Here is a 24,190-nt window from a genome sequence, read left to right on the forward strand (position 1 = left end):
GCCTCCTTACCAGCTGACCGAGGCGTTGGAGCCCCGCTTGATGACCTGGCTCTCGCCTTCCCACAGCGCCAGGCCGGTGGTCAGGTCGGTGAGCGAGAGCTGCAGGTAGTACTCCACCTGCTGCTCGCGTCCCACCTTGCGGTTGCGCTGCAGGATCTTGCCGGAGAGGCTGAGATCCGGCGCCTGGAGGGTGCCCTTGCGCTCCACGCCGCGCTGATCGAACTCCTCGGAGTTGCGCAGTTCGCGCACCCGCATCGACATCTGATCCTCGGCGCCGTCGGCGCCCACCGCGGTGGTGGTCACCACCCGGCCGGAGCGCAGCAGGTCGACGCGGATCTTCTTGACCAGCTGGTCGGTGTCCAGGCGCTGCATGGTGTCGTTGACGATGCGGCTGACCACCAGCACGTAGCGGCCGCCGTTGGGGTTGTCCACGGCGCCGCTTTCGAGCATGGAGTCCACCGACTCGGTGGCGGCGCGTTCGAAGTCGCGATAGTCCAGGCCCATGCTGACGGCGCCCTGGTCATTGGCCGGGTCGACGTAGCGGGTGGCGGTGGCGCAGCCGGTGAGCGTCAGGCTCAGGCCGACCAGCAGGAGGAGGGTGAAAAGGCGTGACATGTCATGTTCCTTGATGGAGTGGTGAGACGACGCCCCGGCGGCGGGCCGAGGGCGCGGGTATCGAGGGGCGCCGATCAGGAGGCGTCGGCCACTAGAGCATCGGCGTCGGCCTGGCCGTCCAGGCTGAGGTGTCGGCCCGGCTGGCGGCCCTGCAGGTCGATCAGCGAGACCTCGGCGGGGCTCTGGTCGCTGGGCCGCTTGACGTAGACCAGGGTGTAGCGCCAATCGGGCAGGGTGAGCTCGCCGAGCGGGCCGGTATCGCCCTCGAGCGTGAGTCGGCCGCTTGCGGGGCGCGCCAGGCGGGCGACCTCCCAGTGGTCGGGCAAGGCCTGCCAGCTGCGCACGTCGGCGCGGGTGGTGGCTGCGGCGACCAGCGCCGAGCCCAGCTGGCCGGCGACGCCCAGCTCCTCGGCGGCGGCGTTCTGCATCAGCGCCTTGAGGGCGGCGGAAGCCACGGCGCGGCCCAGCACGGCGGGGAAGCGCGCCTGCATCTCGGTGTGCACCACCTTGCCCATCGGCGAGAAGGGGGACAGGGCCTGCGCCTCGCCGTCGCCACGCACGCGCAGGGTGTCGCGCACCGCGGGGCGCTCGGCGTAGCGGGGCAGGGCGATGCCGGTGTAGGCGGGGGTCGTGGTGTTGCCGTGGAACAGCACCAGCGGCACGTCGAAGCGCTGCTCCTCGGCGACCGGGCCCAGGCCGTTCTCGTAGACCACCCAGACCCGCTCGCCCAGGGCCCCGCGGGAACGCCGACCCTCGGCCAGCGACTCGGCAAGCGCCGCGTCGGCGGCCAGCACCGGGTTGTTGGGCGTCATCTCGGCGACGCGTGACAGCGAGGTGGCGGCGCGGTCCAGGTCGCCGCTCTGGCCGCTGGCCAGGAAGTGCAGGCCGTGCAGGTAGGTGGCCGAGGGCACGATGAACTCCGGATAGACGCTCCACCCGGAGGGCTCCCCGTACTGGCTGGCCACGGTCTCCTGCAGGGCGTCGCTGGCCAGGCTCTGTCGGATTGTGCGCTGCTTGGCACCGGCGTCCTCACCCGCCCCCTCATCCGCTCCTTCGGCGGTCTCTTTGGCAAGGTTCTCGCGCTGGGCGGCGATCTCCTCGGCGAAGCTCTCCACCGCGCGGCGGGTGCGGTCGTCGGCGCGGTGGAACTCGATGCGGGCGTACTCGGCGTTGCCCTGCTGGAGGAAGGCCAGCCCCTTGTAGGTGTTGACCAGCACGGTCTCGGCGAGCATCGGGGTGTAGTCGCGCTCGGCATCGTTGACCAGCACCGCCAGGCCATTCTCTAGCAGGCCGGCGGCCAGGCCGGTGGTCTCGTCGAGCTTCATGCCGGTCTCGGCCTGGTCATAGAGCGCGATGGCGGTGGCCGGGTCGCCGGCCAGGCGGTGGGCCTCGGCCTGGTGCAGCAGCTCCAGCAGGCGCTTGTCCTCGTCCTTGGTCTTGCCGGTGAGCCCGAGCCCGGGCTCCATGGCGGCAGCGGCGGCGTGATAGTCGCCCTGGACCCAGGCGGCGTTGAAGTCGTCCATCTGGCTGCGCTGCTGGTAGGACGAGCAGCCGCTCAGCGCGACGGCCAGCGCCGTCGCCGCCAGTGACATGGCAGTTCGGTTCATGCGGTTCCCTTGCGTGGCGTTGTGTCGTTATGGGCCGCTACGGGAGCGGCGGGAGGCCAGGAAGGGCATCGGGCGAGCGGTAACGGGGTGCCGGATCGATCTCCGGAGGGAGCAGCGGCCGTTCCCTGGCGCGTCGCACGAGGCACTTCCTGTGCCTTCATCACTAAGGGTCGGCAGCTGGCGGGGTTTCTTTAGGAAAAAGTTAACTAAAGCTGTCTGTCGTTGGCGTCGCAGTGGCTCGCTCTCGCTCCACGTCTGCCACCAGGGCATCCAGGAGCCGCACCACCGACTGGCTCTGGGCCTCCATGGCGCGCAGCGCTTCGAGCATGCCCTCGTGGTCCTGCTGGCCGGCGCGGGCCAGGGCCTCGGCGCCGCTCTCGTGCAGCGCGCGGTGCGGCGCCTCGATGGCCTGGAAGCTCTTCAGGTGGGCGTAGTGGCGGCGCCCCGCCCCCTCGTGGAACCAGCGGCCCAGCCGGCACTCGGTATCGCGGTTGACCGGCGTGGTGAAGTCGCGGTCGAGGAGCTGGCGATAGACGTCGCTCTTCCACACGGCGTGGTCGAGCTTGACCGAGTTGATGAAGGCCACGGTGGTGCTGTGATCGATCACCGCGTTCATGTGCCCCGATACCTCGGACATCTGGCGCACGACCGCGGTGATCTGGGCGGAGGAGGCCGAGATATCGTCGGCGCTCTGGCGGCTCTGATCGATGGCCTCGTGCACGCTGGTGGTCTGCTCCACCACCTTTCGCACCAGGCGCTCGATCTCGCCGCTGGCGCTGTGGGTCTGGCCGGCCAGCTGGCGCACCTCGCCGGCCACCACCGCGAAGCCGCGCCCGGCATCGCCGGCCCGGGCTGCCTCGATGGTGGCGTTGACGGCCAGCAGGTTGGTGCGCTCGGAGATCTGACGGATGGTAGTGAGCAGGGTGCCGATGGCGGTGGCGGTCTGCTGCAGGATGGTGGCGCTGTCGGCGTTGTCGCTGGCCTGGCTCAGCATCAGGCGGGCGCGCTGGTCGAGCGAGGCGACCGCCTGCTGGGCCTCGTCGAACACGTGCTGCAGCGCCGCAAGCCCGCTCTGCTCCTGCTGCAGGGCGCTGGCGCTCTCCACCAGCCCCTCGCGCACCGTGCGCAGCATGGCGGTGCCCTCCTGCTGCACCGCGTCGATCCCCCGGCTGCTTTCGCATTCGGCGAGGCGAGCGCGCAGTGTAGCCAGCTCTTCCTCATGCTGGCGTTGCTGAGCGGCCAGTGCTTCTTCAAGCCTCCTGGCGCAGCGTGTTCTGGTCAGTCCGAACATCGTCTCTCCCTTGTCCTGATAATTGCAGACGAAAAATTAGACGGCATGGCCTGGGTGGCCGCCAGGGCGGGCGGCGCGGAATGCGGCAAAGCCTGATCTGGGTCAGGGGCTGTGCGCCTTGCTGACCGCGACTCGCCCGCCGCACCGTGATCGGCAACTGTCAAGTAGCGAGCGCCTGGGCGCGGCGGTAGAGGGTACGCGCACTCTCGATGGCGACGGCCTCGTGGGCGTCCAGCGTCAGCACCGACCCCTGGCGCGAAGCGCCATCCCGGGCGGCCTCCTCCAGCTGGCGCGAGTAGCGGCGCATCAGGTGCTCGAGATTCATGCGGATCATCGAGATCTCGAGCTCGAACTCGATCGTCAGCTCCTCGAGCCGGGCCTTCTCGGTCGCGTCGGCGCAGCGCGCGATGCGGCCCCGAAGCGTGCTGTCCACAAGGCGTTCGGTGGTCTTCAGCTTGGGGATAAGATCGTAGACGATGTCGCGGGCGTAGAGGGTGGCGGCATGTGGGCTTGGTTCAGGCAAGGCTCTATGGCTCCAGGCAGTCGTTGGATATCCAAGTCCACTTATCGCCTGCGACGCGGCAAGCTTGAGAGTCTATAAGGAAAGTCGCGGGGACCTGCTCGCTGCATGCGGATCGGCACAACGCCTTTTTTGTTAAAGTTTGCCTCGCCACGGTCGATATCCTGTGGCAGACATCCTATGGGCGCTCACGGAGGGGCTTTCGCATGGCCAGCATCTCATCTCTCGGCATCGGTTCCGGCCTGGATCTCAACGGCCTGCTCGACCAGCTGCGCGATGCCGAGCGGGAAAAGCTCGAGCCCATCGTCGCCCAGAGCGAACAGCAGCAGGCGCGCATCTCGGCCCTGGGCAAGCTGCAGTCGGCCATGACCCAGTTCGACGACAGCGTGGAAACCCTGAAGGACGCCTCGCTCTATGAAAGCCTCTCGGCCAGCGGTGGGGGAGATACGCTCTCCGCCAGCGTGGACGCCGCGGCCCAGCCGGGCAGCTACAGCGTCGAGGTAAGCAACCTGGCCAAGGCTGGCACCCTGGCCACCCAGCGCGTGGACGCCCCGGATGAGGCCATCGTTGATGCTGGCGGCAAGCTGAACTTGAATTTCAAAGGCGGCGACGTGCCGGCGGTCGAGGTCGATATCGCTGCCGACAGTACCCTCGAAGACATTCGCGACGCCATCAATGCCAAGGAGGGCGCTGGCGTGAGCGCCTCCATCGTCAACGATGGCGAAGGTTACCGCCTGGCGCTGAACTCCACGGAAACCGGTGTGGATGCCGCCATCGACTCCACCAACTTTTCGACCCTGGTCGCGGGGAATTTGGCGGCGAATCCCGATAATCAGATCACCCAGCCGGGCGAAGATGCCGCCCTCAAGATCAACGGCATCGATATCACCAGCACCACCAACGAGGTGACCGAGGCGATTCAGGGTGTCACGCTGAACCTGAAGGAAACGACGGCAGCGGACAGCCCGATCACCCTGAAGGTAGAGCAGGACACTCTCAAGGTGCGCGAAGCGGTCTCCGGCTTCGTGAAGTCGTACAACGCGCTCAAGGACACCATGGGTACCCTCACCAGCTACAACAGCGAGACCGGCCAGGCCGGCGAGCTGAACGGCGACCGCACTGTGCGCACCGTGGAATCGCGCCTGCGCAGCGTGCTCTCCGGCGGCGTGCCCGGCGGCGAGCTCAACACGCTCAGCGAGGTGGGCATCACCCTGCAGCGTGACGGCACCCTGGAGCTCGACGAGGACGCGCTGGGCGAGCAGGTCAGCGGCAACATGGCCGCGCTCGGCGAGTTCTTCGCCGGCAGCGAGGGCAGCACCGGCATGGCCGGACGGGTGGACGAGGCCCTGGGGAGAATGCTCGACGAGGAGAGTGGCCTGGTGGCCCGCTCCATCGAAGGGGCCGAGGGGCGCCTGGAGCGCCTCGGCGAGCGCTACACCCGCATGGAAACCAGCGTGGAGCGCACCGTCGAGCGCTATCGTGCCCAGTTCGGCCAGCTGGATGCCATGATCGCCAACATGAACCAGACCAGCAGCTACCTGACCCAGCAGTTCGATGCCCTGGACGCCCAGCTCGGCCGCGACTGATCCTCTTCCGGCCTTCTGATCCTCTTGAACCGGCTCATCCAGCGCCTCGACCTTTGCGGTCGAGGCGCTGTCGTGATGGCTAGCCTGCACCGGCGCGCAGCATGTCAAGCAAGCCGTGCCAAAAAAATCCGATCGAAGCCTAAAGTTCGCCCGCGGGCAGTCGTTATAGAGAGTAACGGCCAACGGCGCCGTTGTGGCAGGCCCGCTGGGCCTCGGTAACTCGCAGCGGGCCCGCCAATGGAGCCCTCAACTATCGGGAAGGAATCACACCATGTCCGTGATCAATACCAACATCACCTCGATGATCGGTCAGCAGAACCTGAACGAGTCGAAGAACGCCCTGACCACCAGCATGGAGCGCCTCTCCTCCGGCCTGCGCATCAACAGCGCCAAGGATGATGCGGCCGGTCAGGCCATCGCCAACCGCATGAGCGCCCAGATCACCGGTCTGTCCACTGCCCAGCGTAACGCCAACGACGGCATCTCCGTGGCGCAGACCGCCGAGGGCGCCCTGAACCAGGTCAACGACAACCTGCAGCGCGTGCGTGAGCTGGCGGTTCAGGCCGAGAACGGTACTAACTCCGAGAAGGATTTGACCTCCATTCAGGACGAGATCAACCAGCGCTTGGGAGAAATCGATCGCATTTCCAGCCAGACCGACTTCAACGGTGTGAAGGTGCTGCAGCAGGATGGCGGCCTGAACATTCAGGTCGGGGCCAACGACGGTGAGACGATTTCCGTCAACCTTCAGGAAATAAACGCTGAAACACTTGGCTTGTCCACGTTTAATGTTGACGGACAAGCAGACATCCCGAACGAAGCAGCTACCAAAGATGACTTGGATAAATTAGTTGCTGATTCAGGTAATTGGGCACTGGCAGGCAGCACTTATACTCATACTCAAGAAAACACAGCTGTTGACGCGGAAGCTGCCATCGATAGGCTGTCGAATGGTGATACCGTTGCAGTAACAGATGACGGCGGTGACACTGTTACTTATACCTTTAACGCTGAAGAAGGCAACTTCTCCTACAGTGAAGATACCGAAGCAGCCACTGGCGATGCGGCTGGCTTGACTGGTCTAGTTAGCGATATTAATACCCAAATTGGCGCTAGCCCGCAGTCTGATATTACCTTTAAAGGTACGGGTGGTACTCAAACAGGTATTGAAATTGATGCATCAGGAAATCTTTTTGCTGATAATGGTGATGCTCTATACATTGAAGGTGGTGAGCTAACTTCAGCGCCAGTAGGTGGGTCACCAACACAAGCCGATCGTGATGGTTTGGTAGACCTACTTGCGACAACTGCTGGCGCTGAATTGACCGCTAATGACGTCACTTATACAACCACTACGGCACATGATAGTGGCGGTGGTACCGCTGGTGTAGTGAGTGTCACGGGGCTAACAGAAAGCACTGACAACTTGGTCGACGCAATTGAAAACAACGGTGCTTCTGGCACCACTTCAGTAACATATGGTGCAGCCTCTGGTAGTGCTATTACGGGTAGTGTGACTCTCCAAAACGATGGCGAGTCAACAAATGAATACGTGAACCCTGATGGTAATATCACCACTGACGCCACCTCTGATGTGACTTATGAAGTTCAAGACGGCGATGTAATCCAGACTAATGGTATGGATGCAGGCTCTGTTGCTTACATGGCGCCTGACGGTTCCGTCACTACCGATGAAACCACAGCGGGTGATAGAACTGAAAATCCGTTGGCGGCTCTGGATTCTGCACTGAATCAAGTGGATAGCCTGCGCTCCGAGCTGGGTGCTGTGCAGAACCGCTTTGAGTCCGCCATCACCAACCTGAGCACCAACGAGACCAATCTCTCTGCGGCCCGCTCGCGCATCGAAGATGCCGACTACGCCACAGAAGTGGCCAACATGACCAAGAACCAGATTCTGCAGCAGGCTGGTACTTCGGTTCTGGCACAGGCCAACCAGCTGCCGCAGAGCGTTCTGTCTCTGCTGGGCTAAGGCAAGGCTTGGCCGCAAGGCTGAAGTGGTAAGTAACGACGGGGCCGAAAGGCCCCGTTTATGCTATTAGCTATTCAGGTGACAACATGACGGAATATGCTTTGGTCAGTAGCAAGGAAGAGCTGAAGCAGGCCTTAAAATCTGAGACAAGAAACATAATCATTACCAACCAGTCCTTGGCCGCTAATGTTGTCCGTATAAAAACAGCATCAAAGGTGGCTTTGGTCGCAGTGGTGGGCGGTGCCGGTGTTGCGGCAGTGAGTTTCTGGAACCCTGTAGGGTGGACCGCCGGAGCAGTGGGAATTGCAGCAGGTGGAGCGACGTTAACTCCAGCGGTTTTGGCCCTAAGCCTGAGTGCCAGTCTGATTTTCCTGATTTATAACGGTTACTCCATCAAAGGAAAGGGGAAGTATACGGCACCCGATGGTTCGGTGTTTGAAGGGGAAGTTATTTTGGAGAAAAAATGACCGGCACTGACCATTAGCAAGTCATCGATAAACCAAAAACCGCCATCGAAGATGCTTAGCATGCTCGACGCATCGAGGGAGCCAGTATAGACCCTGAGATGCTTGAGGTTTAAGAAAAGCTGTGACTCAGTAACGGAAGCATACGTTGACGATGGTGGACGCTTGATCCACATGAAGCGACTAATAGCCGACCTTCCCGGAAAGTCGTTTTTTGTCAAGCTGAATAGAGAAGTAGCTAGCATATGCAAAACGATAAAATTCACGAAAGCGAGTCTCATTCACAGGAAGATGAGCTCGGCACTTTCGCGACATCCAGCCCCTTTACCTTGGCCAATGCTTTTCGTTCGGCCGCAGTGCTGAGTGTGGTGGCAGGGGTCTATCTCTTCTTTCAGGCCCTTCAAGCGGCTTCGATTGTTGGTAGTGCGGCCTATGAAGTTGCTGGCTTGCGTCTTGGCACCACCGTGGTCGTCACGCTCTGTCTCCTGCTTGGCGAGAAGCTATGTCGCTTTCTGGACGGCTGTGAGTAGTGCCAACTCGACATAAAATTCCGACAGAACTCGATGGGTAGCTTGAGGCAAATATGACATCAGACGAATGCCAGCAAGTAATCGATGAACTTCAAGCGGTCATCGACGATACCCACCAGACCCTCGAAGGCTTTGAGGCGACCGGCATGGCATCTGAGATGCCCGAGGATTATGAAAAGCTGCTGGCCATTCTCGGTCGCGCCGTCAGGGACCAGAAGGCCCATACGCTGCGCATGCTCGAGCAGTGAGCCTGCGAGCAGCATCCCACCGACACTGTTTCTAATTGAGCAAAAGTCGAGCTAAAGCGCCCGTATGGGTAATATATGCCTGTGATGTCTGAGTGTTTGTCGGATAGAGGGCCGTGTTCAGCGGATACCCTTGACCGGGACGCTCGGTACCCCGGCACACTACGGATGACCCTCCATGCATCGACGCGACCTCCTGATCGCCTTGGCCGCTATGACCGCGGCCCCGCTAGGCCTGTCGGGGTGCACGCCCGCCGAGCCGCTGGCCGTCGGCATTCACCCCTGGCCTGGCTACGAGCCGCTCTACCTGGCGCGAGCCTTCGGCTGGCTGCCGGATGGTTTTCGGCTGCGCGAGGGTGATAACGCCGGGGATTCCCTGGCCGGGCTGCGCCGCGGCGAGCTCGACGGCGCCGCGCTGACGCTGGATGAGGTGCTGGTGGCGCGCTCGGAGGGCATCCCGCTGACGGTGGTCGCGGTGTGTGACGACTCGGTAGGGGCCGACATGGTACTGGCCCGGCCGGGCATCACCGCGTTAAGGGAGCTTGCCGGCCGGCGCATCGCCGTGGAGCAGACGGCGGTGGGCAATCTGGTTCTGTCACAGTTCCTCGCGGCCGCCGGCTTGGCTCGCGACGACCTGGAGGTGATCGACATGGCGCCCAACGAGCAGCTGGCCGCCTGGCAGGCAGGTGAGATCGGGGCGGCCATCACCTATGAGCCCACCGCCAGCCGACTGCTGCGCGAGGGAGCGGTGCGCCTCTTCGACAGCAGCCAGTTCCCCGTCGTCATCCTCGATGTGCTGGCGGTGCGGCGTGATCGCCTGAGCTGGCGGGGCGGCGCGGTGAGCGCGCTGGTGGCCGGCCACTTTCGCGGGCTCGATCACCTGCGGGTCAATCCCCAGGATGCCATGCGCCGCATCGGCGCCTGGCGCGGGCTCGGCTTCGAAGAGGTGCGCGCCTCCTACGCCGGGCTGGAGCTGCCGGGGCGCGCCGGCAACCGCGACTACTTCGGCCCGCAGGGCGACCTGGCCAGGGCGGCGCGGTTGCTCAACGAGGTCATGGTGGCCAACGGGCAGCTGGCGCGTCCGGATGCCCTGGAGGCCCTGACGATGGAGCGTTTCCTGCCCGACGTGGGTGATGTCGCATGAGCCTCTCTCGCCGCCTGCTGCTTTGTGCGCTGACGCTGCTGCCCGGCCCGCTCCTGGCGGAGACCACCCTGACGCTTGGGGTGTTTGCCTATCGGCCCGACGCGGTGATGGAGGCGCGCTATCGCCCGCTGGCCGAGTACCTCGGCGAGCGGTTGCCGAACCATCGCGTTGAACTCGAGGTGATGACGCTTGACGAGATCGAGGAGGCGATCTCGCACCGGCGCCTGGACCTGCTGATGACCAACCCCAGTCACTATCTCGAGATTCGTAGCCGTAACAGCCTGACCGGAGCCCTGGCCACCCTCATCAATGTGCAGCATGGCCAGCCCGTCAGCAGCCTGGGCGGCACCATGATCACGGCGGCGGGAAACGACGCGATACAGCGCCTGGACGATCTCGAGGGCCGGCGCGTCGCCATGCCGGGCCGGCGCTTCCTGGGCGGCTACCAGACCCATGCCTTCGAGCTTATGGATGCGGGCATCAATCCGCGTCGCGACATCACGCCGATGATCACCGGCAGTCACGACGCCGTGGTGGAGGCGGTGCTGGCGGGCGAGGCGGAGGTCGGTTTCGTGCGCACCGGCATCCTCGAGCGCTTGATCGCCGAGGGGCGCCTGGCACCGGGGCGGCTGGCGGTGATTCACCCACAGCGGCTGGCGAGCTTTCCGTTCGCCGTCTCGACGCGCCTCTATCCCGAATGGCCCTTCGTCGTCATGCCCCAGGTGGCGCCTGCGACGGTGCGCCGGGTCGCCGTGGCGCTGTTCACCCTCGAGCCCGAGCATCGCGCCGCCCAGGCGGCGCAAATCGCCGGCTTCGCCCCGCCCCAGGACTACCTGCCCGTGGAGAACCTGGCTCGCCGCCTGCGCCTGCCGCCCTTCGATGCCGTGCCCGACTTCACCTGGCGCGACATCTGGCAGCGCTATGCGGGAGTCCTGCTCGGCTTCGCCGCCGCCGGCCTTGTGGTGGCGGTGCTGCTGGTGATGCTGGCCCGTCGCAACCGGCTGCTGCGCCAGCAGCGGGAGCGCCTGAGCCTGCTCGCCGGCGTCTTCACCCACTCCCACGAGGGCGTGATGATCACCGCGCCCGACGGGGAGCTGCTGGAGGTCAACGATGCCTTCAGCCAGATCACCGGCTATGCCCGCGACGAGGCGGTGGGGTGCAATGCGAGCCTATTGGGCGCCGGCCGGCACGCCGCGTCGTTTTACGCGGACTTCTGGCAGCAGCTGAAGCTCACCGGCCACTGGGACGGCGAGGTATGGAATCGGCGCAAGAACGGCGAGGTCTATCCCCAGCGGCTCACCATCAGCGCCGTCGCCGATAGCGCGGGTGAGGTGCAGCGCTACGTGGGCCTGCTCTCCGATATCACCCGCCTCAAGGAGCACCAGCGCGCGCTGACCCACGCCGCCCAGCACGATGCCCTCACCGGCCTGCCCAATCGCGCCCTGCTTGCCGATCGGCTGCGCATGGCCATGGCTCAGGCCGATCGCAGTAGCCAGCGCCTGGCCGTGGTGTTCATCGACCTGGACGGCTTCAAGGCGATCAACGATACCCACGGCCATGAGATGGGCGATCGCCTGCTGCAGGCCCTGGCCGAGCGAATGCAGGGCGAGCTGCGGGCCGGCGATACCCTGGCTCGCCTGGGCGGTGATGAGTTCGTCGCCGTGCTGCTGGATCTGGCGAGCGACGAGGAGGGCGAGCGGGTGCTCGAGCGATTACTGGCGGCCATTGCGGCGCCCGTGGAGCCGGCCGGGCGCCGCCTGCAGGTTTCCGCGAGCCTGGGCGTGGCCTACTACGACGCGGCCGAAGGCGGCGACGAGGATCGGCTGCTGCGCCACGCCGATCAGGCCATGTACCGCGCCAAGGAGGCCGGCAAGCAGTGCTATCGGGTGCACGAAGCGCCCTGCCAGGTGTAAAGGCCTCGCCCTACGACCATCGTCGACCGATGCGGGGCCGTTTACGCGTTGTTACCTATATCAGCAAGTGTAGAATTAGCGCCAGTTCAAAAGGAGCTTGAACCCGCCGCCCGGCCCGGATAGCTCGGATCAATAGCCCGGATCGATAGACCGGTCCATCGTCGGCGGGCCCTCCAGCGTGACACGAGAGAATATCGAGAGCCGCCGACCCCTCGATAGGCAAGAAAAACAAGGTCGGCAATCTGGAAACAAGGGAACTGAACACATGAAATTTTCTACCGTCTCTGCGGCTGCGCTGGCCGGCGGCCTGATGATCTTGGGCGCGACCACGGCCTCTGCCGCCAGCCAGGACAACATCAATCCCTGGAAAGAGTGCGGCATCGGTGCGGCGATCTTCGATGAAAACGGCGTCGCCGCCGCTATCTCCAACATCATCTGGGATCTCGGCACCACAGCCGTGACCTCCGCGACCCTCTCTCCCGAGACCTGCAGCGGCAAGCAGGTCGAGGTCGCCCAGTTCGTCGATCAGACCTATGACCAGCTGGCCATGGAGACCGCCATGGGCGAGGGTGAGCACCTGACCGCCGCCCTCGGCCTGATGAACTGCAGCGCCGAGGCGAGCCCTAGCGTGGTCAGCCAGCTGCGCACCGACCTGCACGAGGCCAGCGCCGTCGCCGGCTATGCCGATCAGGCGCATGCCGACAAGGCCTTCCAGTACTACGACAGCCTGAACCGCGCGGCCGCCGACTGCGCCGCCAGCTAAGTGGCGCACAGGGCCGGGGATCTCCCCGGCCCTGCTGATCTTCCCACGAGCCTTTTCCCATTCCTGCAAGGACACTCCTCATGCGACGCCTGCTGGTGACGCTGTCGGCCCTGCTGTGCCTGTCGTCAGGCGCCGGCCAGGCCGGCGATCTTGCGCTGTCCGAACACCCGCAATGGCGATCGCTGCTGCACTTCGACCGCGACGGTTTCTTCAGCGAGCCGCGCAGCGCGGTGCTGGACGACGCCTTCTTCCTGGCCGAGAACGGGCAGCATGATCCCGCCGCCGAGCTGGCAGCGACCCTGGAGGCGCTGCGGGCACCTCCCGTGCCGCAACAGGCGCATGCGCGCTGCCGCTTTCCGGCCCGCGCCCTGTGGCTTTTCCGTATGACCGGCGAGACCTGGCCCGCGGCCAACTGCCCCGAGTGGGGTGAATGGCAGCAGGAACACGCCGGGGCCGAGGTGGGACTGGTATTCGCCTCCGGCTATCTGGGCAATCCCGCCTCCTTCTTCGGACACCTGATGCTGCACCTGGACAAGCCCGGCCGGGAGCAGCGCGTCACGCCGTCACGGCTGCTGGATACCAGCCTGAACTTCGGCGCCGACGTGCCGGAGGAGGACGGCCTGGTGCCCTACATGGCCAAGGGGCTGTTCGGCGGCTACGAGGCTCGATACTCCCGCGCCCCGTTCTACCGCAACAGCGCGCTCTACTCCGAGCGCGAGATGCGTGATCTCTGGCATTACCGCCTCGCGTTGCCCGCGGCCGAGCGCGAACTGCTGGTAGCGCACCTGTTCGAGGTGATCGGCCAGGACTACGACTACCTCTTCCTGACCCAGAACTGCGCGTCGCGCATCGCCCGCACCCTGGAGTTGGTAGTGGACGCCGACCTGACGCCGGGAAGTGCTCCCTGGGTGACGCCGGAGACCCTGGTGCGCGCCATCGGCGAGGCCAAGGTGGCGGGACGGCCGCTGCTCGAGGAGGTCCGCCACGTGCCCTCGCGTCGCCTGCAAACCGAATGGCGTTATCACGTGCTTGCCAAGCCCGAGCAGGCCGCCGCCCGGGCGGTGTGGCCGGGCGTCGATGATCTTGATCTTGAGGCCGATGCGTTTCGCCGCCTGGCGCCCCGTCGACGCGCCGCGGTGCTGGAAACCCTGCTGGGGCACGCGGCGTTTCTCAAGCAGACCGGCGATGAGCCGGGCCTGGCTGAGCGCGAGCGCCGGCTGTTGCAGGCTCGCCTGGCGCTGCCGGCGGGGGGCGAGCCCTTGTCGCCCCAAGATCCGGTGCCGCTGCACGAGGCCACGCCGCCCGCGCAGGTGCGCCTGGAGGGCGTCGACAACGAGGTGCTGGGCAGGGCGGCGCGCCTGATCCTGCGTCCCCTGCAGTATGACCTGCTCGACGGCAGCGCCCGTATGCCCGATGCCGCCCTCGAGATCGGCCGCACCGAGATCGAGCTCGGCGACGACGGCCCGCGGCTGCGCAGCCTCGAGCTTTTTCACGTCACCAATCTGCATGCGCGCAGCGTGCCCTTGCCGGCCCTGCCCAGCATGGCCTGGCATGCCTCCGCCGGCATCGGGCGCGCCCGCCTGGACTGCGACGACTGTCTCGATGGCCATGCCACCCTACTGGCCGGCAAGTCTTTCCGGCTGGGTCGCCACCTGCCCTTCGCCCTGCTGGGCGGGCAGCTGCGCAGCGAGCGCCATCAGGCCGGTCCCCTAGCGCCGATGGCTCGGTTGGGGCTGCTCAGCGAGTGGACGGCCCGGCAGCGGACTCTGTTACAGGTCACTTACGCCGACGGCTTGAAGGGTGAGGCGGGCCGGCGCACGCGCTGGCGGCTCCAGCACCGGCTGGCGCTGGGCAAGGCGCTGGACTTGCGCGCCGGGGTGGAGGCCGACGATACGGCTCACGAGGTGAGCCTGGGGGTGTCGTGGTATTTCTGACGTGTCTCACCTCAAACATGTGAACGGATGTTCGTGGGATAATATCTCTTGCGCTCACCCTGCGTGCCGCCTCAAGTATGGGGCGTGCGGGCCGATAGGCCGGTCCCAGACGGCGGTGGGACGAGGCCCCGCGCGCCATTCATGGCGCGGGGCTCGTGCCTCCGCTGCGAGAGACGTAACAGGAGATATGTCAGGTCATGAGAGCCAAGACGTTGTGGATCACGGGCCTGCGGCCCCTGGCGGGGCTGGCGCTGCTGCTGTCGCTCACCGGCTGCGCCATGCTGGCGCCGGCGCCGCCCGAGCGTCAGTCGAATATCTGCGAGATCTTCCGCGAGCAGCCCGACTGGTACGACTACGCTCGGGCATCACAGGAGAAATGGGGCACGCCGATCGCTACGCAGATGGCCTTCATCCAGCGCGAATCCAGCTTTCGCAGCCATGTAAAGCCGCCGCGCACGAAGCTGCTCGGCTTCATCCCCTGGACCCGGCCGTCATCGGCCTACGGTTATGCCCAGGCGCAGGACCCGGTGTGGGGCGAGTACGAGGCGGACGCCGGGCGACTGTTCGCGCGGCGCACCCACATGAAGCACGCCACCGACTTCATCGGCTGGTACAACGCCCGCACCCGTCGGATGACGGGCGTGTCATTGCACAACCCTCGCCATCTCTACCTGGCCTACCACGAGGGGCAGGGCGGCTATCGCCGCGGCTCCTGGCGCGGCAAGCCCGCCGTCCGGCGCGCGGCTGGGCAGGTCGAGCGCACCGCCGCGCGCTATCGCAGTCAGCTGGCCGCCTGCGAGGAGGAGTTCCGCTGCGACGGGCTGCTGGAGGTCTGGCCCTTCTGCCGTTGAGGCTCGGCTGACGGAGTGCCGAGGCGGAACGAGCCCACCGCGTTCATCAGCTCACCGGCCGCCTCGCTCAGCTTCTCGGCCGTGGCGTGGGCCTCGTCCAGCGCTCGGGACGAGTGCTGGAGGGAGCCCTGCATCTCGAGCACGCTGCTCTCCAGCTCCTCGATGCCCTGATGCTGCTGCTGGCTGGCGCCGTCGATCTCGCGCAGCCGCTGGGCGACCTGGTCGAAGGCGCCCAGTACCTGGGTCATGGCCTCGCCGGCGATACGGGTGCGACTGACGCCGGCCTGCACGCTGTCGTCATTCTGGCGAATGCGTGAGCGGATCTGCTCGGCCGTCTCCCGGGTGCGCTGGGCCAGCTGACGTACCTCGCCGGCGACCACCGCGAAGCCCCGACCCTGCTCGCCGGCGCGGGCGGCTTCTACCGAGGCATTGAGGGCCAGCAGGTTGGTCTGGAAGGTGATCTCGTCGATGTCGCCCAGCAGCTCGGCGATGCCGGCGGCGTTGGTGGAGAGCTCCTGCATGGAGTGCTGCAGGGCGAGCACCTCCTGCTGACCGCCGCGTGCATGCTCGGCGGCCTCGCCGGCGAGCTCGCGGACCCGGCTGGCCTCGCTGGCGCCCTCGCGGGTGGTGGCGCTGAGCTCGGTAGCGCTGGTTGATACGCGCTCGACCTGGGCGGCGTTGCGCTCGGCCTGACCGCGCAGTCCGGCCTGGCCGGCGAACAGCGTATCGCTCAGGTCGCTGACCTCGTGGCCCGTGGCCTGGGCCTTCAGCAGGGTGGAGGCCACCCGCTGCTGCATGCTGGCGACGGCGGCCAGTGTCTCGCGGCGGCGTTCCTCGTCGCTGAACGGGATGTCCAGCCGCCCCTGGCCGGCCTGCTCGGCGAAGCGGGCGACGCGCAGGCCATCCTGCACCATGCGGTCGAGCATGCGGGCGACATAGCCCAGCACCACGGCCTGTACCACCACGGCGCCGGCATGCTGCAGCAGGCAGACGACCAGGGCCGCCGCATCGTGATGCGCCATGCCGGCATACAGGTTCACCACGCCGAGGTATTGCAGCCAGGTGAAGAGAATATGGTGCACGGCAATGACGACGGCGCCGCAGACGATGACCCGCCAGTCGCTGTAGGGGATCAGCGCCGATAGCATGATGAAGATGCTGAAGTGAGCCTCGATCTGGCCGTCACTCTGCTCGATGAGCAGCGCCGAGAGCCCCATGAACAGCGCCGCCATCAAGAAGCCGCCGGCGCCCTGGGGCAGCCGCCACTGCAGCAGCGCCACCAGCGGGAAGGCGATAGCGCCAAACGTCAGGGCCAGCGGCAGGGTGCCGTTGTAGAGGCCCACGGCCAGGCAGAGCGCCAGATGCAGGCCGGCGAGCAGCCACATCAGCCGGTCGATGCGCTGGCGGTGATCGTCTCCGGCCTGGCGCGTAGGGGGAGAGGTCCGAGAGTAAGGCATGGTGTTGGCTCCTTGTGCGTGTTCGCGGGGCGCTCATCGAGTGCTCGAAATGACGTGTCTTTTTTATCGGCCGACTGGCGGCAGTCTTTATGTGCATCAATTCAACGTAAAGGTCTTGTACAAGAGAGGCGGCTCTTGTCTTGCCTCCGCCGCGAACGGTTGTGTCCGGGGCGGCCTGGGCCTAAGGTTGGCGGCTTTGTGCCATCCGCCACAGGAGCGCCCGGAGGGGACCCCATGATCGACGAGCACCGCGGGCCAGGCCGCCATGACTCCCTGATGCGTCCCCTGCCGGCAGACGACGACGCCAGCGGCTGGATGGTCAGCTATGTCGACATCATGACCCTGCTGGTGGCCCTGCTGGTGCTGATCATCACCCTGGGCGAGCTGGGTGCCGGAGCCGCCACCCCGGAGGCCGTTGATATCGCCCCGCCGACCGTCTCCGAGGCGATGCCGACCCTTGGCGTGCCGCTTCCCGAATCGCTGCGACGAGTCGTGGACGAGCGAGCGACCCGGGCCGCCGCGCCCGGGGGCATGTCGGCACGCGCCATCAGCGCCGCCCTGGGGGTGGCCGGCCTGCCGGACGTACGTCCCGCACCGCCGCCGCTGCTGGCGCTGCCGGGCACCGTCGAGGCTCAAAACGAGGCTCAGGACGAGGCGCAAGGCGGCATCGACGCCGAGGGGCCGCAGTGGCTGGTATCGGCCGGCGTCGATCTCACCAGGCCGCTGGCCGACTATCTGGTGGTGCTCGCCGACCGTCCCCCCGCTGGGGTCGAGGCGGTCGACGAGGCCGCCATCGCAGGCGCCCGTTTCGTGGCCGAAGCGCTGATGGAGGCTCCGTACCTGGCGGATCTGGACGGCATGGAGGTGTCGCGGATTCCCGAGGGCGTGCGGCTGCGAGTAGAGGATCGCCTGCTCTTCCCGACCGCCGAGGCGGAGCTGACCGACGAAGGGCGCGCCCTGGTGGCTAAGCGGCTCTATGAGATGGTGCGGCGCCACCCGGGCGAAGTGGCGGTGGAGGGGCACTCCGACAGCCGCGCGATCAGCACCGAGCGCTTCCCCTCCAACTGGGCGCTCTCCAGCGCTCGCGCCATCGCCATCGTCGAGGCGCTGGTAGCGGCTGGGGTCGACCCGGCACGGCTTCGCGCCGTGGGCCTGGCCGATACGCGGCCCCTGGCCAGCAACGACACCGCCGAGGGGCGCGCGCGTAACCGCCGAGTGGAGGTGGTGATCCAGGCGCGCTGATCGGGGCTCGGTGGGGGCTAAGCGTGGGCTTTACGAGCGGGCTTAACGCCTGGGCTTAACGTACGGGCTTATCGAGAGCGCAGCAGCTGGCGCAGGTCGCCGTCGAGTGGCAGCGAGAGGCCGCGGCTCGCCAGCACCCGGTCGGTGCGCAGCTCCACCACGCGCAGCGCCAGGAAGAGACGTTCGTGTCCGAGGGCGTAGGTGCCGAGCAGCAGCGTCCTGGCGCCCACGCTGGCCCCCTGGCGCCTCACTCGGTGGGTCAGCAGGCCGTCGTGGACCTCCATCACCAGCAGCTGTCCGCCGTCGAGCAGCACCTCGCGCACCGGCACGCCGGCCCGTGCCAGCTCCGCGGCCGAGAGCTCCGCGGCGATGCGATCGAACGCCGTCGAGGCGCCGGCGCCTTCCACGTCGATGAACGAGGCGGCGATCATCGGCCCCTGCTCGGTGAGCTCGGGGAACGCCTCGGCCATCTCGTGCATGGCGATCCCGAGGGCCTCGTCGAGACCCGGAGCGGGCGGCGCATTGTAGAGGGCGCGCTCATGATGGGCACAGCCGGTCAGGCTCAGCAGCAGGATAAGCAGCAGGCAGGCCCGGCGCAGGGGGTTGAGCATGATGGTGGCGTCTCCCGAGAGAATATCGCTCCCTTCTTCGGCGGTTCGCTCGGAAACTTGAAGGCGAGTGATGGAAAGGCCATGGCGAATGCCAAGCCTCGCGAGCCGTCCTTCGGTGGCGTCAGGCGAGGCCCAGCAGCTGTTCCCGGCCCCTGGAAGCGGCGCCTCGGGCGATGATGTCGTACTGGCTCAGTTGGGCGGCGGGCGCGTCACGAGGCGCCACCCTATCCGCGTCAGCGTCAACAGCGCCTGAGGCGTCCTGGCCCTCGGTCTGCTGCGAGGATGCATCGGGCCCGCGGGCACCTCGGCGGGCACCGTCCATCTCGCTCTGCTGCTGGGTCAGCTCCAGCTGGGCGGTGAGCAGGTACTGGCGGGCCTTGGCCGCGACCTGATGATCCTTGGACGAGGGGTCGGCGGGAGCGAGGGCGGCGCTCACCACCTGCTGCATCTTGTCGATGGTGGCGCGAGGGTCACCCGGGACCGGGCCATAATCGATGGGCACTTGACCCGCCACCGCGTAGCGCTGCCCGTCCGGGCCGCGCTCGAAATCGTAGCTCGGTGCGCCGGCGTGGGCACCGCCCGCCGCCTGATGAGCCAGCTCGTGCTGGCGCACCTCGCGATCGGTCTGCTTCATCTGCTCCAGCTGACGAAGCTCGGTCTCGGTCAGCGTCTCGCCGTCCGGACGGCTGGCCTGCTCGCCGGGCGTGACGCGGGTGCGACTGTCCGCCGTGGTGTCCCGGGCGTCGCTGTGCGGCTGAGTCGCGTCGGGGCGTGCCGCCTGGGGCGCTTCGCTGCGGGGACCGTGCTCATGGGCGTGCCGAGAGGCGCCAGCCTGTATCTGGGGAGAGGCGCCAGCCAGCACCTGCGGGGAGGGCAATGGGGCGGGGCCGATAACGGTGGAGGCGAACATGATGAACTCCCGAAAGCGCGCCGGCGGCGAAGACAAGTAATGATAAAGTATTAGCGAATAACCTGTTAGCGACAAGCCGGCGGCCCCATGCCCAGTATCGACGTGGTGATTGAGCTCTCCCATGACGCCTGCCTGGCGCACTACACCGGGCAAGTGGCCCAGGTACAGACCCGCAGCCTGGATGGGCGCCGGGTGGTGTTTCCCGCCGAAGCGCTGCGGCGCGTGGTGACTCGTGACGGCGTGCACGGCCGCTTTCGGCTGACCTTCACCGAGGCAGGGCGCTTCTGTGCCATACAGCGGCTTGGGGCGCCTTGAGCCTCTGCGCTGCTGAAGGGGGCGTCTTCGCCCAATGAATGAGGCAGGAAACTGGTACGCCGGCGAAAATCCCCTCATCCTCTGAGTCATCAGGATGAGGCAGCGATAGATGGCGTTGTGCTAGGCCCAACGCTGCCCACGTGCAGGGAGCACCGTCGTCATGCCCTTCAAGACTCGCGATATCGCCCAGGATAGCTGGCTGCTGATGGTCTCGGCGGCCTTCATGCTGATGGGGCTGGTCGGGCTGATGCGGTGGTGGTACTCCCCCGCGCCGGCCCTGCTGTTGCCGGATGCCGCCCTGGCCATCCTGCTCGGCGGTGGCGGCCTGCTGGCCGTGGTACAGCAGTGGCGGCGAGTGCGCCTGGTGGCCGGCATCGCGCTGCTGGCCCTGATGCTCTATACCCTTGCGTCCAACGTCATGTTCGGCGGCAACCAGGCAGGCGTCTCCTGGTTGACCGGCGGCGCGCGCGTCACCTCCTGGTCGGCTGCCATGATGGCGATGGTGGCTCTCTGCGTCGCAGGGGGGCTCGAGCGGCCGGGGCTGCGGCGGCTCTGGCGGATGGTCGGGCTGCTGCTGCTGGGCTTCGGGCTGCTGGTGTTGGGCGTGAGGGGTATTGTCCCGGCGACTGACTTGGGCTTGCGGGAGATCACCGCGTCTCCCTGGCTGGTGGCGCCGTTCGCGCTGCTGTTCGGCACGGCCATGCTGGCGGCCAGCGCCCGCAGGGAAGCGGCGCCCCTCGAGCTGGGACGCGCGGCGATCACGGCGGGCCTCGCCGGGATCCTGGTCAGCAGCCTGGCATGGTACCTGCTCAGTGCGCAGCAGCAGCAGCGCATGTATCAGCAGGCGGAGTATCTGCTCGACAACGTCCGCCTCAATGCCGATCAGCTGCTGCACTCCTACATGCAGCAGATGCAGCGCATGGCCGAGCGCCTGGACGCCTCCGCTGAGGGAGGGGTCGCGGCATCGACCCTCGATGCGGCTCACTATCTACGCGATATCCCCACCCTGGAGGTCATCGGCCTGCTGGGGCCGCGCCACGACTGGCGCTGGCAGCAGTCGCGCAGCGACGAAGTGCGGGGCTGGCTGGCGCGTTGGACGCGTACCGAGCGGGTCGCCGACTGGTTGAGCCTGCCCTTTCCCGAACCCCGCATGATGGTGCCCGATGAGGCGGAGCCGGGGCTGGCGATCTTGGCGATCGCCCTGCCGCGTCGTGACCAGCAGCTGGTGGCGGTGATGGACACGGCCACCCTCCTGAATCGCGAGCTGCGCGTCCATCTGGTCGACTTCCAGCTGAACCTCGCCCGCGACGGCGAGATGCTCACCGCCCTGGCCGGAACAGGGAAGGTCGCGGTCGACGTGGCAGGCACGCCTGCCCTGGCGGCCCGCCACATCGGGCTGCCGGGGGGAACGATGCTCAGTCCCTCGGTACACCTCGTCGGCGGGTCGAATGCGCTGCAGGCAGGCGCGGTGCCGTCTGCGGTAGCGTTTGGCGGGCTGACGCTGAGCTATCTGCTGGTCTTTAGCCTGGGCATGGTACGCCTGGCGGTGGGGCGATCTCGGGAGCTGATGGCGGCGCGGGAGCAGCTCGAACAGCAGCAGGCCATCCAGGCGATGATCGTCGAGGAGGCGCCGCTCGACCAGACGCTCGAGGCCATCTGCCGGATGCTCGAGGCTCAGCTGCAGGGCGGGATCTGCTCGATCATGCAGGCCGACGTTGAAGGGCAAAGGTTGCATCTGGTCGCGGGCCAGCGTCTGTCGGCGAGCTATCGACAGGCGATCGCCTCGGTGCCCATCGGCGCGGACGTGGGCGCCTGCGGCAGCTCCGCCCACCGTCGTGAGCTGGTGGTCTGCAAGGACCTCGCCCGCGATCCCCGCTGGAAAGGCTTTTATGACCTGGCGGATAGCGAGGGGCTCAGGGCCTGTTGGTCCTACCCTGTGATCGCTCGGGACGGCCGGCTGCTGGGCACCTTCGCCACCTACTACCGACGCCCGGCGGCGCCGGGAAGTCACGAGCTCGAGCGCATCGTTCAGGCCGTGGACCTGGTGGCCCTGGCCATGGAGCGCGCCCAAGATCGCCGCTCGCTCTGGGAGAGCGAGCAGCGCTACCGGTCGCTGTTCACTTACAACCCCGATGCGGTGTTCTCCATGGACCTGAAGGGCCACTTCGTCTCCGCCAACGATCACTGTGCCGCCCTGACCGGCTATGCCGTCGAGGCGCTGCTCGGCAGCCATTTTTCCGAATTCCTGCAGGCGGACGATCTGGCGGCGGTGCAGCAGAAGGTCGAGCTCACGGCAGCCGGAGAGCCCTGCCGCTATGAGCTCAAGGTGCCTCATCGCGACGGCACGCTGCATTGGCTGGATCTCACCACGTTGCCGGTGGTGGTCGATGGGCGCATCACGGGCATCTACGGCATCGCCAAGGACGTCACTCGGCGGCGGGAGTACGAGATCCGACTGAGGATCCTGGAGCGCGGCGTGGAAGCCAGCGTCAACGGCGTGCTGATTGCCGATGCGAGCCTGCCGGGCCTGCCGATCATCTATGCCAACGACGCCTTCCAGCGCATGACGGGCTATGCGCGGGCGGAGATCATCGGCCGCAACGCGCGCTTCCTGCAGGGCAGCGAGACCGACGCGCTGGCCGTGCAGAAGATTCGCCGCGAGCTGGCGCAACATCGCGAGGTGCACGTCACCCTGTGCAACTACCGCAAGGACGGCACGCCGTTCTGGAACGATCTCTATATCTCCCCGGTGCGCGACGATCACGGGCGCGTCACCCACTATGTGGGGATCCAGCACGATATCTCCGAGCAGAAGGCCTACGAGGCGCATCTGGCCTATCACGCCGGCCACGATGCCCTGACGGGGCTGGCCAATCGCACGCTGCTCGAGGACCGGCTGGTGCACGACGCCGAGCTGGCCAGGCGTCAAGGCATGCGCCTGGCGGTGCTCTTCCTCGACCTCGACGAGTTCAAGCCGATCAACGACAGCCTCGGGCACGCCGTCGGCGACGAGCTGCTGCGCGGGGTCTCGCAGCGCCTGTCGGCGGCCATGCGGCCGGGCGATACCCTGGCGCGCCTGGGCGGCGACGAGTTCGTGGTGCTCCTGCCGGACCTGCACGACCCGACGCAGGCGGACACGGTGGCCGAGCGCCTGCTGTCGATCGTGGCACGGCCCTATCGGGTCGGCGAGCATGAGCTCTCGCTGTCGTGCAGCATCGGCATCGCCGTCAGTACCGCCGAGATGGAACAGCCCCTCGAACTCATCCAGCAGGCCGACATGGCCATGTACCGGGCCAAGCAGCAGGGGCGCAATGCCTGCCAGTGGTTCAGCCCCGAGATCATCCACCGGATGGGCGATCGCGTGGCGCTGCGTAACGAGCTTCAGGAAGCGATCGAGGCGCGAGACTTCGAGCTCCACTATCAGCCGCTGATCGATCGCGAGGGACGAGTGGCGGGCGTGGAGGCGCTGTTGCGCTGGCCCCATCCTGTGCGCGGCTTCGTATCGCCCGCTGATTTCATTCCCCTGGCCGAGGAGACCGGGCAGATCATTCCGATCAGCGAGTGGGTGCTGGCCAGGGCCTGTCGGGATCTGAGCCAGCTCGACCGTGCGGGGCATGGCAGCCTCAACGTCGCGGTCAACCTCTCGCCGCTGCAGTTCCATCGCGCGAGCTTTCTGGGCAACCTGCGCGAGACCCTGGCGGTGACCGGGCTGCCGGCGCCCCAGCTGTCGCTGGAGCTGACCGAGGGGGTGCTGATGGACGATACCGAAGGCGCCATCGCGACCCTGCATGCCCTCAGAGAAATGGGCGTGGGCGTCGCCATCGACGACTTCGGCACTGGCTTCTCCAGCCTCAGCTACCTCAAGAACCTGCCCATCGATCGAGTCAAGATCGATCGCAGCTTCGTCAGCGGAGTCGCCCATAGCGCCGAGGACGCGGCGATCATCCAGGGCATCATCTCCATGGCCCATCACCTCGGGCTCAAGGTGGTCGCCGAGGGCATCGAGCAGGAGCAGCAGCATCACCTGCTGTCGGCCCACGGCTGCGACCTCTTCCAGGGTTATCACTTCGCCCGGCCCATGCCGCTCGAGTCGCTCATCGACTTTCTCGCCGAGCATCGTCCGCTCTCGATCGATGACTAGCGGGGCCCGCGTCGGCGCCGCGTCATCCCCAACGTTAACTCAGTGTCGGAACGCGCCTCTC

General features: G+C 66.5%; 20 protein-coding genes. 13 read left to right on the forward strand and 7 right to left on the reverse strand.

Annotation, left to right across the window (positions count from 1 at the left end; translation table 11 throughout):
• Positions 1 to 6: 6 nt before the first annotated feature.
• From lpoB to RSO68_RS07050, 4 genes are all read right to left on the reverse strand, one after another.
• A complete protein-coding gene (lpoB, locus tag RSO68_RS07035; protein ID WP_315585953.1) occupies positions 7 to 615 on the reverse strand; it encodes a penicillin-binding protein activator LpoB in 609 nt (202 codons plus the stop codon).
• Between the two features lie 74 nt (positions 616 to 689).
• The gene (locus RSO68_RS07040) at positions 690 to 2,222 is read right to left on the reverse strand and encodes a COG3014 family protein (RefSeq protein ID WP_315585954.1); all 1,533 of its coding nucleotides are present in this window, start codon (positions 2,220 to 2,222) and stop codon (positions 690 to 692) included.
• Positions 2,223 to 2,424: 202 nt separating this feature from the next.
• Positions 2,425 to 3,513 (reverse strand): methyl-accepting chemotaxis protein, encoded by a 1,089-nt coding sequence (locus tag RSO68_RS07045; RefSeq protein ID WP_315585955.1) that lies wholly within the window; start codon positions 3,511 to 3,513, stop codon positions 2,425 to 2,427.
• A 160-nt stretch (positions 3,514 to 3,673) separates the two neighbouring features.
• Positions 3,674 to 4,036: a hypothetical protein gene (locus RSO68_RS07050; RefSeq protein ID WP_315585956.1), complete on the reverse strand. Its 363-nt coding sequence runs from the start codon at positions 4,034 to 4,036 to the stop codon at positions 3,674 to 3,676.
• A gap of 203 nt (positions 4,037 to 4,239) precedes the next feature.
• On the opposite strand from RSO68_RS07050, the gene fliD reads away from it, so the two are divergent.
• The 10 genes from fliD to RSO68_RS07100 all read left to right on the forward strand — a co-directional run bounded on the left by fliD (position 4,240) and on the right by RSO68_RS07100 (position 15,453).
• Positions 4,240 to 5,619 (forward strand): flagellar filament capping protein FliD, encoded by a 1,380-nt coding sequence (fliD, locus tag RSO68_RS07055; RefSeq protein WP_315585957.1) that lies wholly within the window; start codon positions 4,240 to 4,242, stop codon positions 5,617 to 5,619.
• Positions 5,620 to 5,890: 271 nt separating this feature from the next.
• Positions 5,891 to 7,609 (forward strand): flagellin N-terminal helical domain-containing protein, encoded by a 1,719-nt coding sequence (locus tag RSO68_RS07060; protein WP_315585958.1) that lies wholly within the window; start codon positions 5,891 to 5,893, stop codon positions 7,607 to 7,609.
• A gap of 86 nt (positions 7,610 to 7,695) precedes the next feature.
• Entirely contained in the window at positions 7,696 to 8,076 is a 381-nt protein-coding gene (locus tag RSO68_RS07065; protein WP_315585959.1) for a hypothetical protein, read from the forward strand.
• 242 nt (positions 8,077 to 8,318) lie between these two features.
• Positions 8,319 to 8,603, forward strand: coding sequence for a hypothetical protein (locus RSO68_RS07070; protein WP_315585960.1), 285 nt, complete (start codon positions 8,319 to 8,321; stop codon positions 8,601 to 8,603).
• Positions 8,604 to 8,656: 53 nt separating this feature from the next.
• Positions 8,657 to 8,851: a hypothetical protein gene (locus tag RSO68_RS07075; RefSeq protein ID WP_315585961.1), complete on the forward strand. Its 195-nt coding sequence runs from the start codon at positions 8,657 to 8,659 to the stop codon at positions 8,849 to 8,851.
• 175 nt (positions 8,852 to 9,026) lie between these two features.
• Positions 9,027 to 9,992, forward strand: coding sequence for an ABC transporter substrate-binding protein (locus RSO68_RS07080; RefSeq protein ID WP_315585962.1), 966 nt, complete (start codon positions 9,027 to 9,029; stop codon positions 9,990 to 9,992).
• Entirely contained in the window at positions 9,989 to 11,905 is a 1,917-nt protein-coding gene (locus RSO68_RS07085; protein WP_315585963.1) for a PhnD/SsuA/transferrin family substrate-binding protein, read from the forward strand. The genes RSO68_RS07080 and RSO68_RS07085 overlap by 4 nt, the downstream gene beginning before the upstream one ends.
• Positions 11,906 to 12,170: 265 nt before the next feature.
• The gene (locus RSO68_RS07090) at positions 12,171 to 12,668 is read left to right on the forward strand and encodes a DUF3015 family protein (protein ID WP_315585964.1); all 498 of its coding nucleotides are present in this window, start codon (positions 12,171 to 12,173) and stop codon (positions 12,666 to 12,668) included.
• Positions 12,669 to 12,748: 80 nt separating this feature from the next.
• Positions 12,749 to 14,602, forward strand: coding sequence for an Lnb N-terminal periplasmic domain-containing protein (locus RSO68_RS07095; protein WP_315585965.1), 1,854 nt, complete (start codon positions 12,749 to 12,751; stop codon positions 14,600 to 14,602).
• A 197-nt stretch (positions 14,603 to 14,799) separates the two neighbouring features.
• Positions 14,800 to 15,453 carry a transglycosylase SLT domain-containing protein gene (locus RSO68_RS07100; RefSeq protein WP_315585966.1) on the forward strand — a complete coding sequence of 218 codons (654 nt, stop codon included), beginning with the start codon at positions 14,800 to 14,802 and terminating at the stop codon, positions 15,451 to 15,453.
• Here the strand turns inward: RSO68_RS07100 and RSO68_RS07105 are convergent.
• Complete coding sequence (locus tag RSO68_RS07105) at positions 15,384 to 16,910, reverse strand: methyl-accepting chemotaxis protein (protein WP_315585967.1); 1,527 nt, start codon at positions 16,908 to 16,910, stop codon at positions 15,384 to 15,386. The genes RSO68_RS07100 and RSO68_RS07105 overlap by 70 nt on opposite strands.
• Before the next feature lie 234 nt (positions 16,911 to 17,144).
• On the opposite strand from RSO68_RS07105, the gene RSO68_RS07110 reads away from it, so the two are divergent.
• Positions 17,145 to 18,152 carry an OmpA family protein gene (locus RSO68_RS07110; RefSeq protein ID WP_315585968.1) on the forward strand — a complete coding sequence of 336 codons (1,008 nt, stop codon included), beginning with the start codon at positions 17,145 to 17,147 and terminating at the stop codon, positions 18,150 to 18,152.
• A gap of 68 nt (positions 18,153 to 18,220) precedes the next feature.
• Here the strand turns inward: RSO68_RS07110 and RSO68_RS07115 are convergent, their stop codons facing one another.
• Positions 18,221 to 18,763 (reverse strand): FlgO family outer membrane protein, encoded by a 543-nt coding sequence (locus RSO68_RS07115; RefSeq protein WP_315585969.1) that lies wholly within the window; start codon positions 18,761 to 18,763, stop codon positions 18,221 to 18,223.
• 121 nt (positions 18,764 to 18,884) lie between these two features.
• Positions 18,885 to 19,673: a putative metalloprotease CJM1_0395 family protein gene (locus tag RSO68_RS07120; RefSeq protein ID WP_315585970.1), complete on the reverse strand. Its 789-nt coding sequence runs from the start codon at positions 19,671 to 19,673 to the stop codon at positions 18,885 to 18,887.
• A gap of 87 nt (positions 19,674 to 19,760) precedes the next feature.
• On the opposite strand from RSO68_RS07120, the gene RSO68_RS07125 reads away from it, so the two are divergent.
• Positions 19,761 to 19,988, forward strand: coding sequence for a DUF2835 domain-containing protein (locus tag RSO68_RS07125; protein WP_315585971.1), 228 nt, complete (start codon positions 19,761 to 19,763; stop codon positions 19,986 to 19,988).
• Positions 19,989 to 20,148: 160 nt separating this feature from the next.
• Positions 20,149 to 24,129: an EAL domain-containing protein gene (locus tag RSO68_RS07130; protein ID WP_315585972.1), complete on the forward strand. Its 3,981-nt coding sequence runs from the start codon at positions 20,149 to 20,151 to the stop codon at positions 24,127 to 24,129.
• Positions 24,130 to 24,190: the final 61 nt, after the last annotated feature.

The sequence above is a fragment of the Halomonas saccharevitans genome (assembly GCF_032333995.1).
Classification (GTDB): Bacteria; Pseudomonadota; Gammaproteobacteria; order Pseudomonadales; family Halomonadaceae; genus Halomonas; species Halomonas saccharevitans.

Excerpts from the sequence above, each read along its gene's own strand:
- lpoB (WP_315585953.1), bottom strand. The coding sequence starts at position 615 with ATGTCACGCCTTTTCACCCTCCTCCTGCTGGTCGGCCTGAGCCTGACG.
- RSO68_RS07040 (WP_315585954.1), bottom strand. The coding sequence starts at position 2,222 with ATGAACCGAACTGCCATGTCACTGGCGGCGACGGCGCTGGCCGTCGCG.
- RSO68_RS07045 (WP_315585955.1), bottom strand. The coding sequence starts at position 3,513 with ATGTTCGGACTGACCAGAACACGCTGCGCCAGGAGGCTTGAAGAAGCA.
- fliD (WP_315585957.1), top strand. The coding sequence starts at position 4,240 with ATGGCCAGCATCTCATCTCTCGGCATCGGTTCCGGCCTGGATCTCAAC.
- RSO68_RS07060 (WP_315585958.1), top strand. The coding sequence starts at position 5,891 with ATGTCCGTGATCAATACCAACATCACCTCGATGATCGGTCAGCAGAAC.
- RSO68_RS07065 (WP_315585959.1), top strand. The coding sequence starts at position 7,696 with ATGACGGAATATGCTTTGGTCAGTAGCAAGGAAGAGCTGAAGCAGGCC.
- RSO68_RS07070 (WP_315585960.1), top strand. The coding sequence starts at position 8,319 with ATGCAAAACGATAAAATTCACGAAAGCGAGTCTCATTCACAGGAAGAT.
- RSO68_RS07075 (WP_315585961.1), top strand. The coding sequence starts at position 8,657 with ATGACATCAGACGAATGCCAGCAAGTAATCGATGAACTTCAAGCGGTC.
- RSO68_RS07080 (WP_315585962.1), top strand. The coding sequence starts at position 9,027 with ATGCATCGACGCGACCTCCTGATCGCCTTGGCCGCTATGACCGCGGCC.
- RSO68_RS07085 (WP_315585963.1), top strand. The coding sequence starts at position 9,989 with ATGAGCCTCTCTCGCCGCCTGCTGCTTTGTGCGCTGACGCTGCTGCCC.
- RSO68_RS07090 (WP_315585964.1), top strand. The coding sequence starts at position 12,171 with ATGAAATTTTCTACCGTCTCTGCGGCTGCGCTGGCCGGCGGCCTGATG.
- RSO68_RS07095 (WP_315585965.1), top strand. The coding sequence starts at position 12,749 with ATGCGACGCCTGCTGGTGACGCTGTCGGCCCTGCTGTGCCTGTCGTCA.
- RSO68_RS07100 (WP_315585966.1), top strand. The coding sequence starts at position 14,800 with ATGAGAGCCAAGACGTTGTGGATCACGGGCCTGCGGCCCCTGGCGGGG.
- RSO68_RS07105 (WP_315585967.1), bottom strand. The coding sequence starts at position 16,910 with ATGCCTTACTCTCGGACCTCTCCCCCTACGCGCCAGGCCGGAGACGAT.
- RSO68_RS07110 (WP_315585968.1), top strand. The coding sequence starts at position 17,145 with ATGATCGACGAGCACCGCGGGCCAGGCCGCCATGACTCCCTGATGCGT.
- RSO68_RS07115 (WP_315585969.1), bottom strand. The coding sequence starts at position 18,763 with ATGCTCAACCCCCTGCGCCGGGCCTGCCTGCTGCTTATCCTGCTGCTG.
- RSO68_RS07120 (WP_315585970.1), bottom strand. The coding sequence starts at position 19,673 with ATGTTCGCCTCCACCGTTATCGGCCCCGCCCCATTGCCCTCCCCGCAG.
- RSO68_RS07125 (WP_315585971.1), top strand. The coding sequence starts at position 19,761 with ATGCCCAGTATCGACGTGGTGATTGAGCTCTCCCATGACGCCTGCCTG.
- RSO68_RS07130 (WP_315585972.1), top strand. The coding sequence starts at position 20,149 with ATGCCCTTCAAGACTCGCGATATCGCCCAGGATAGCTGGCTGCTGATG.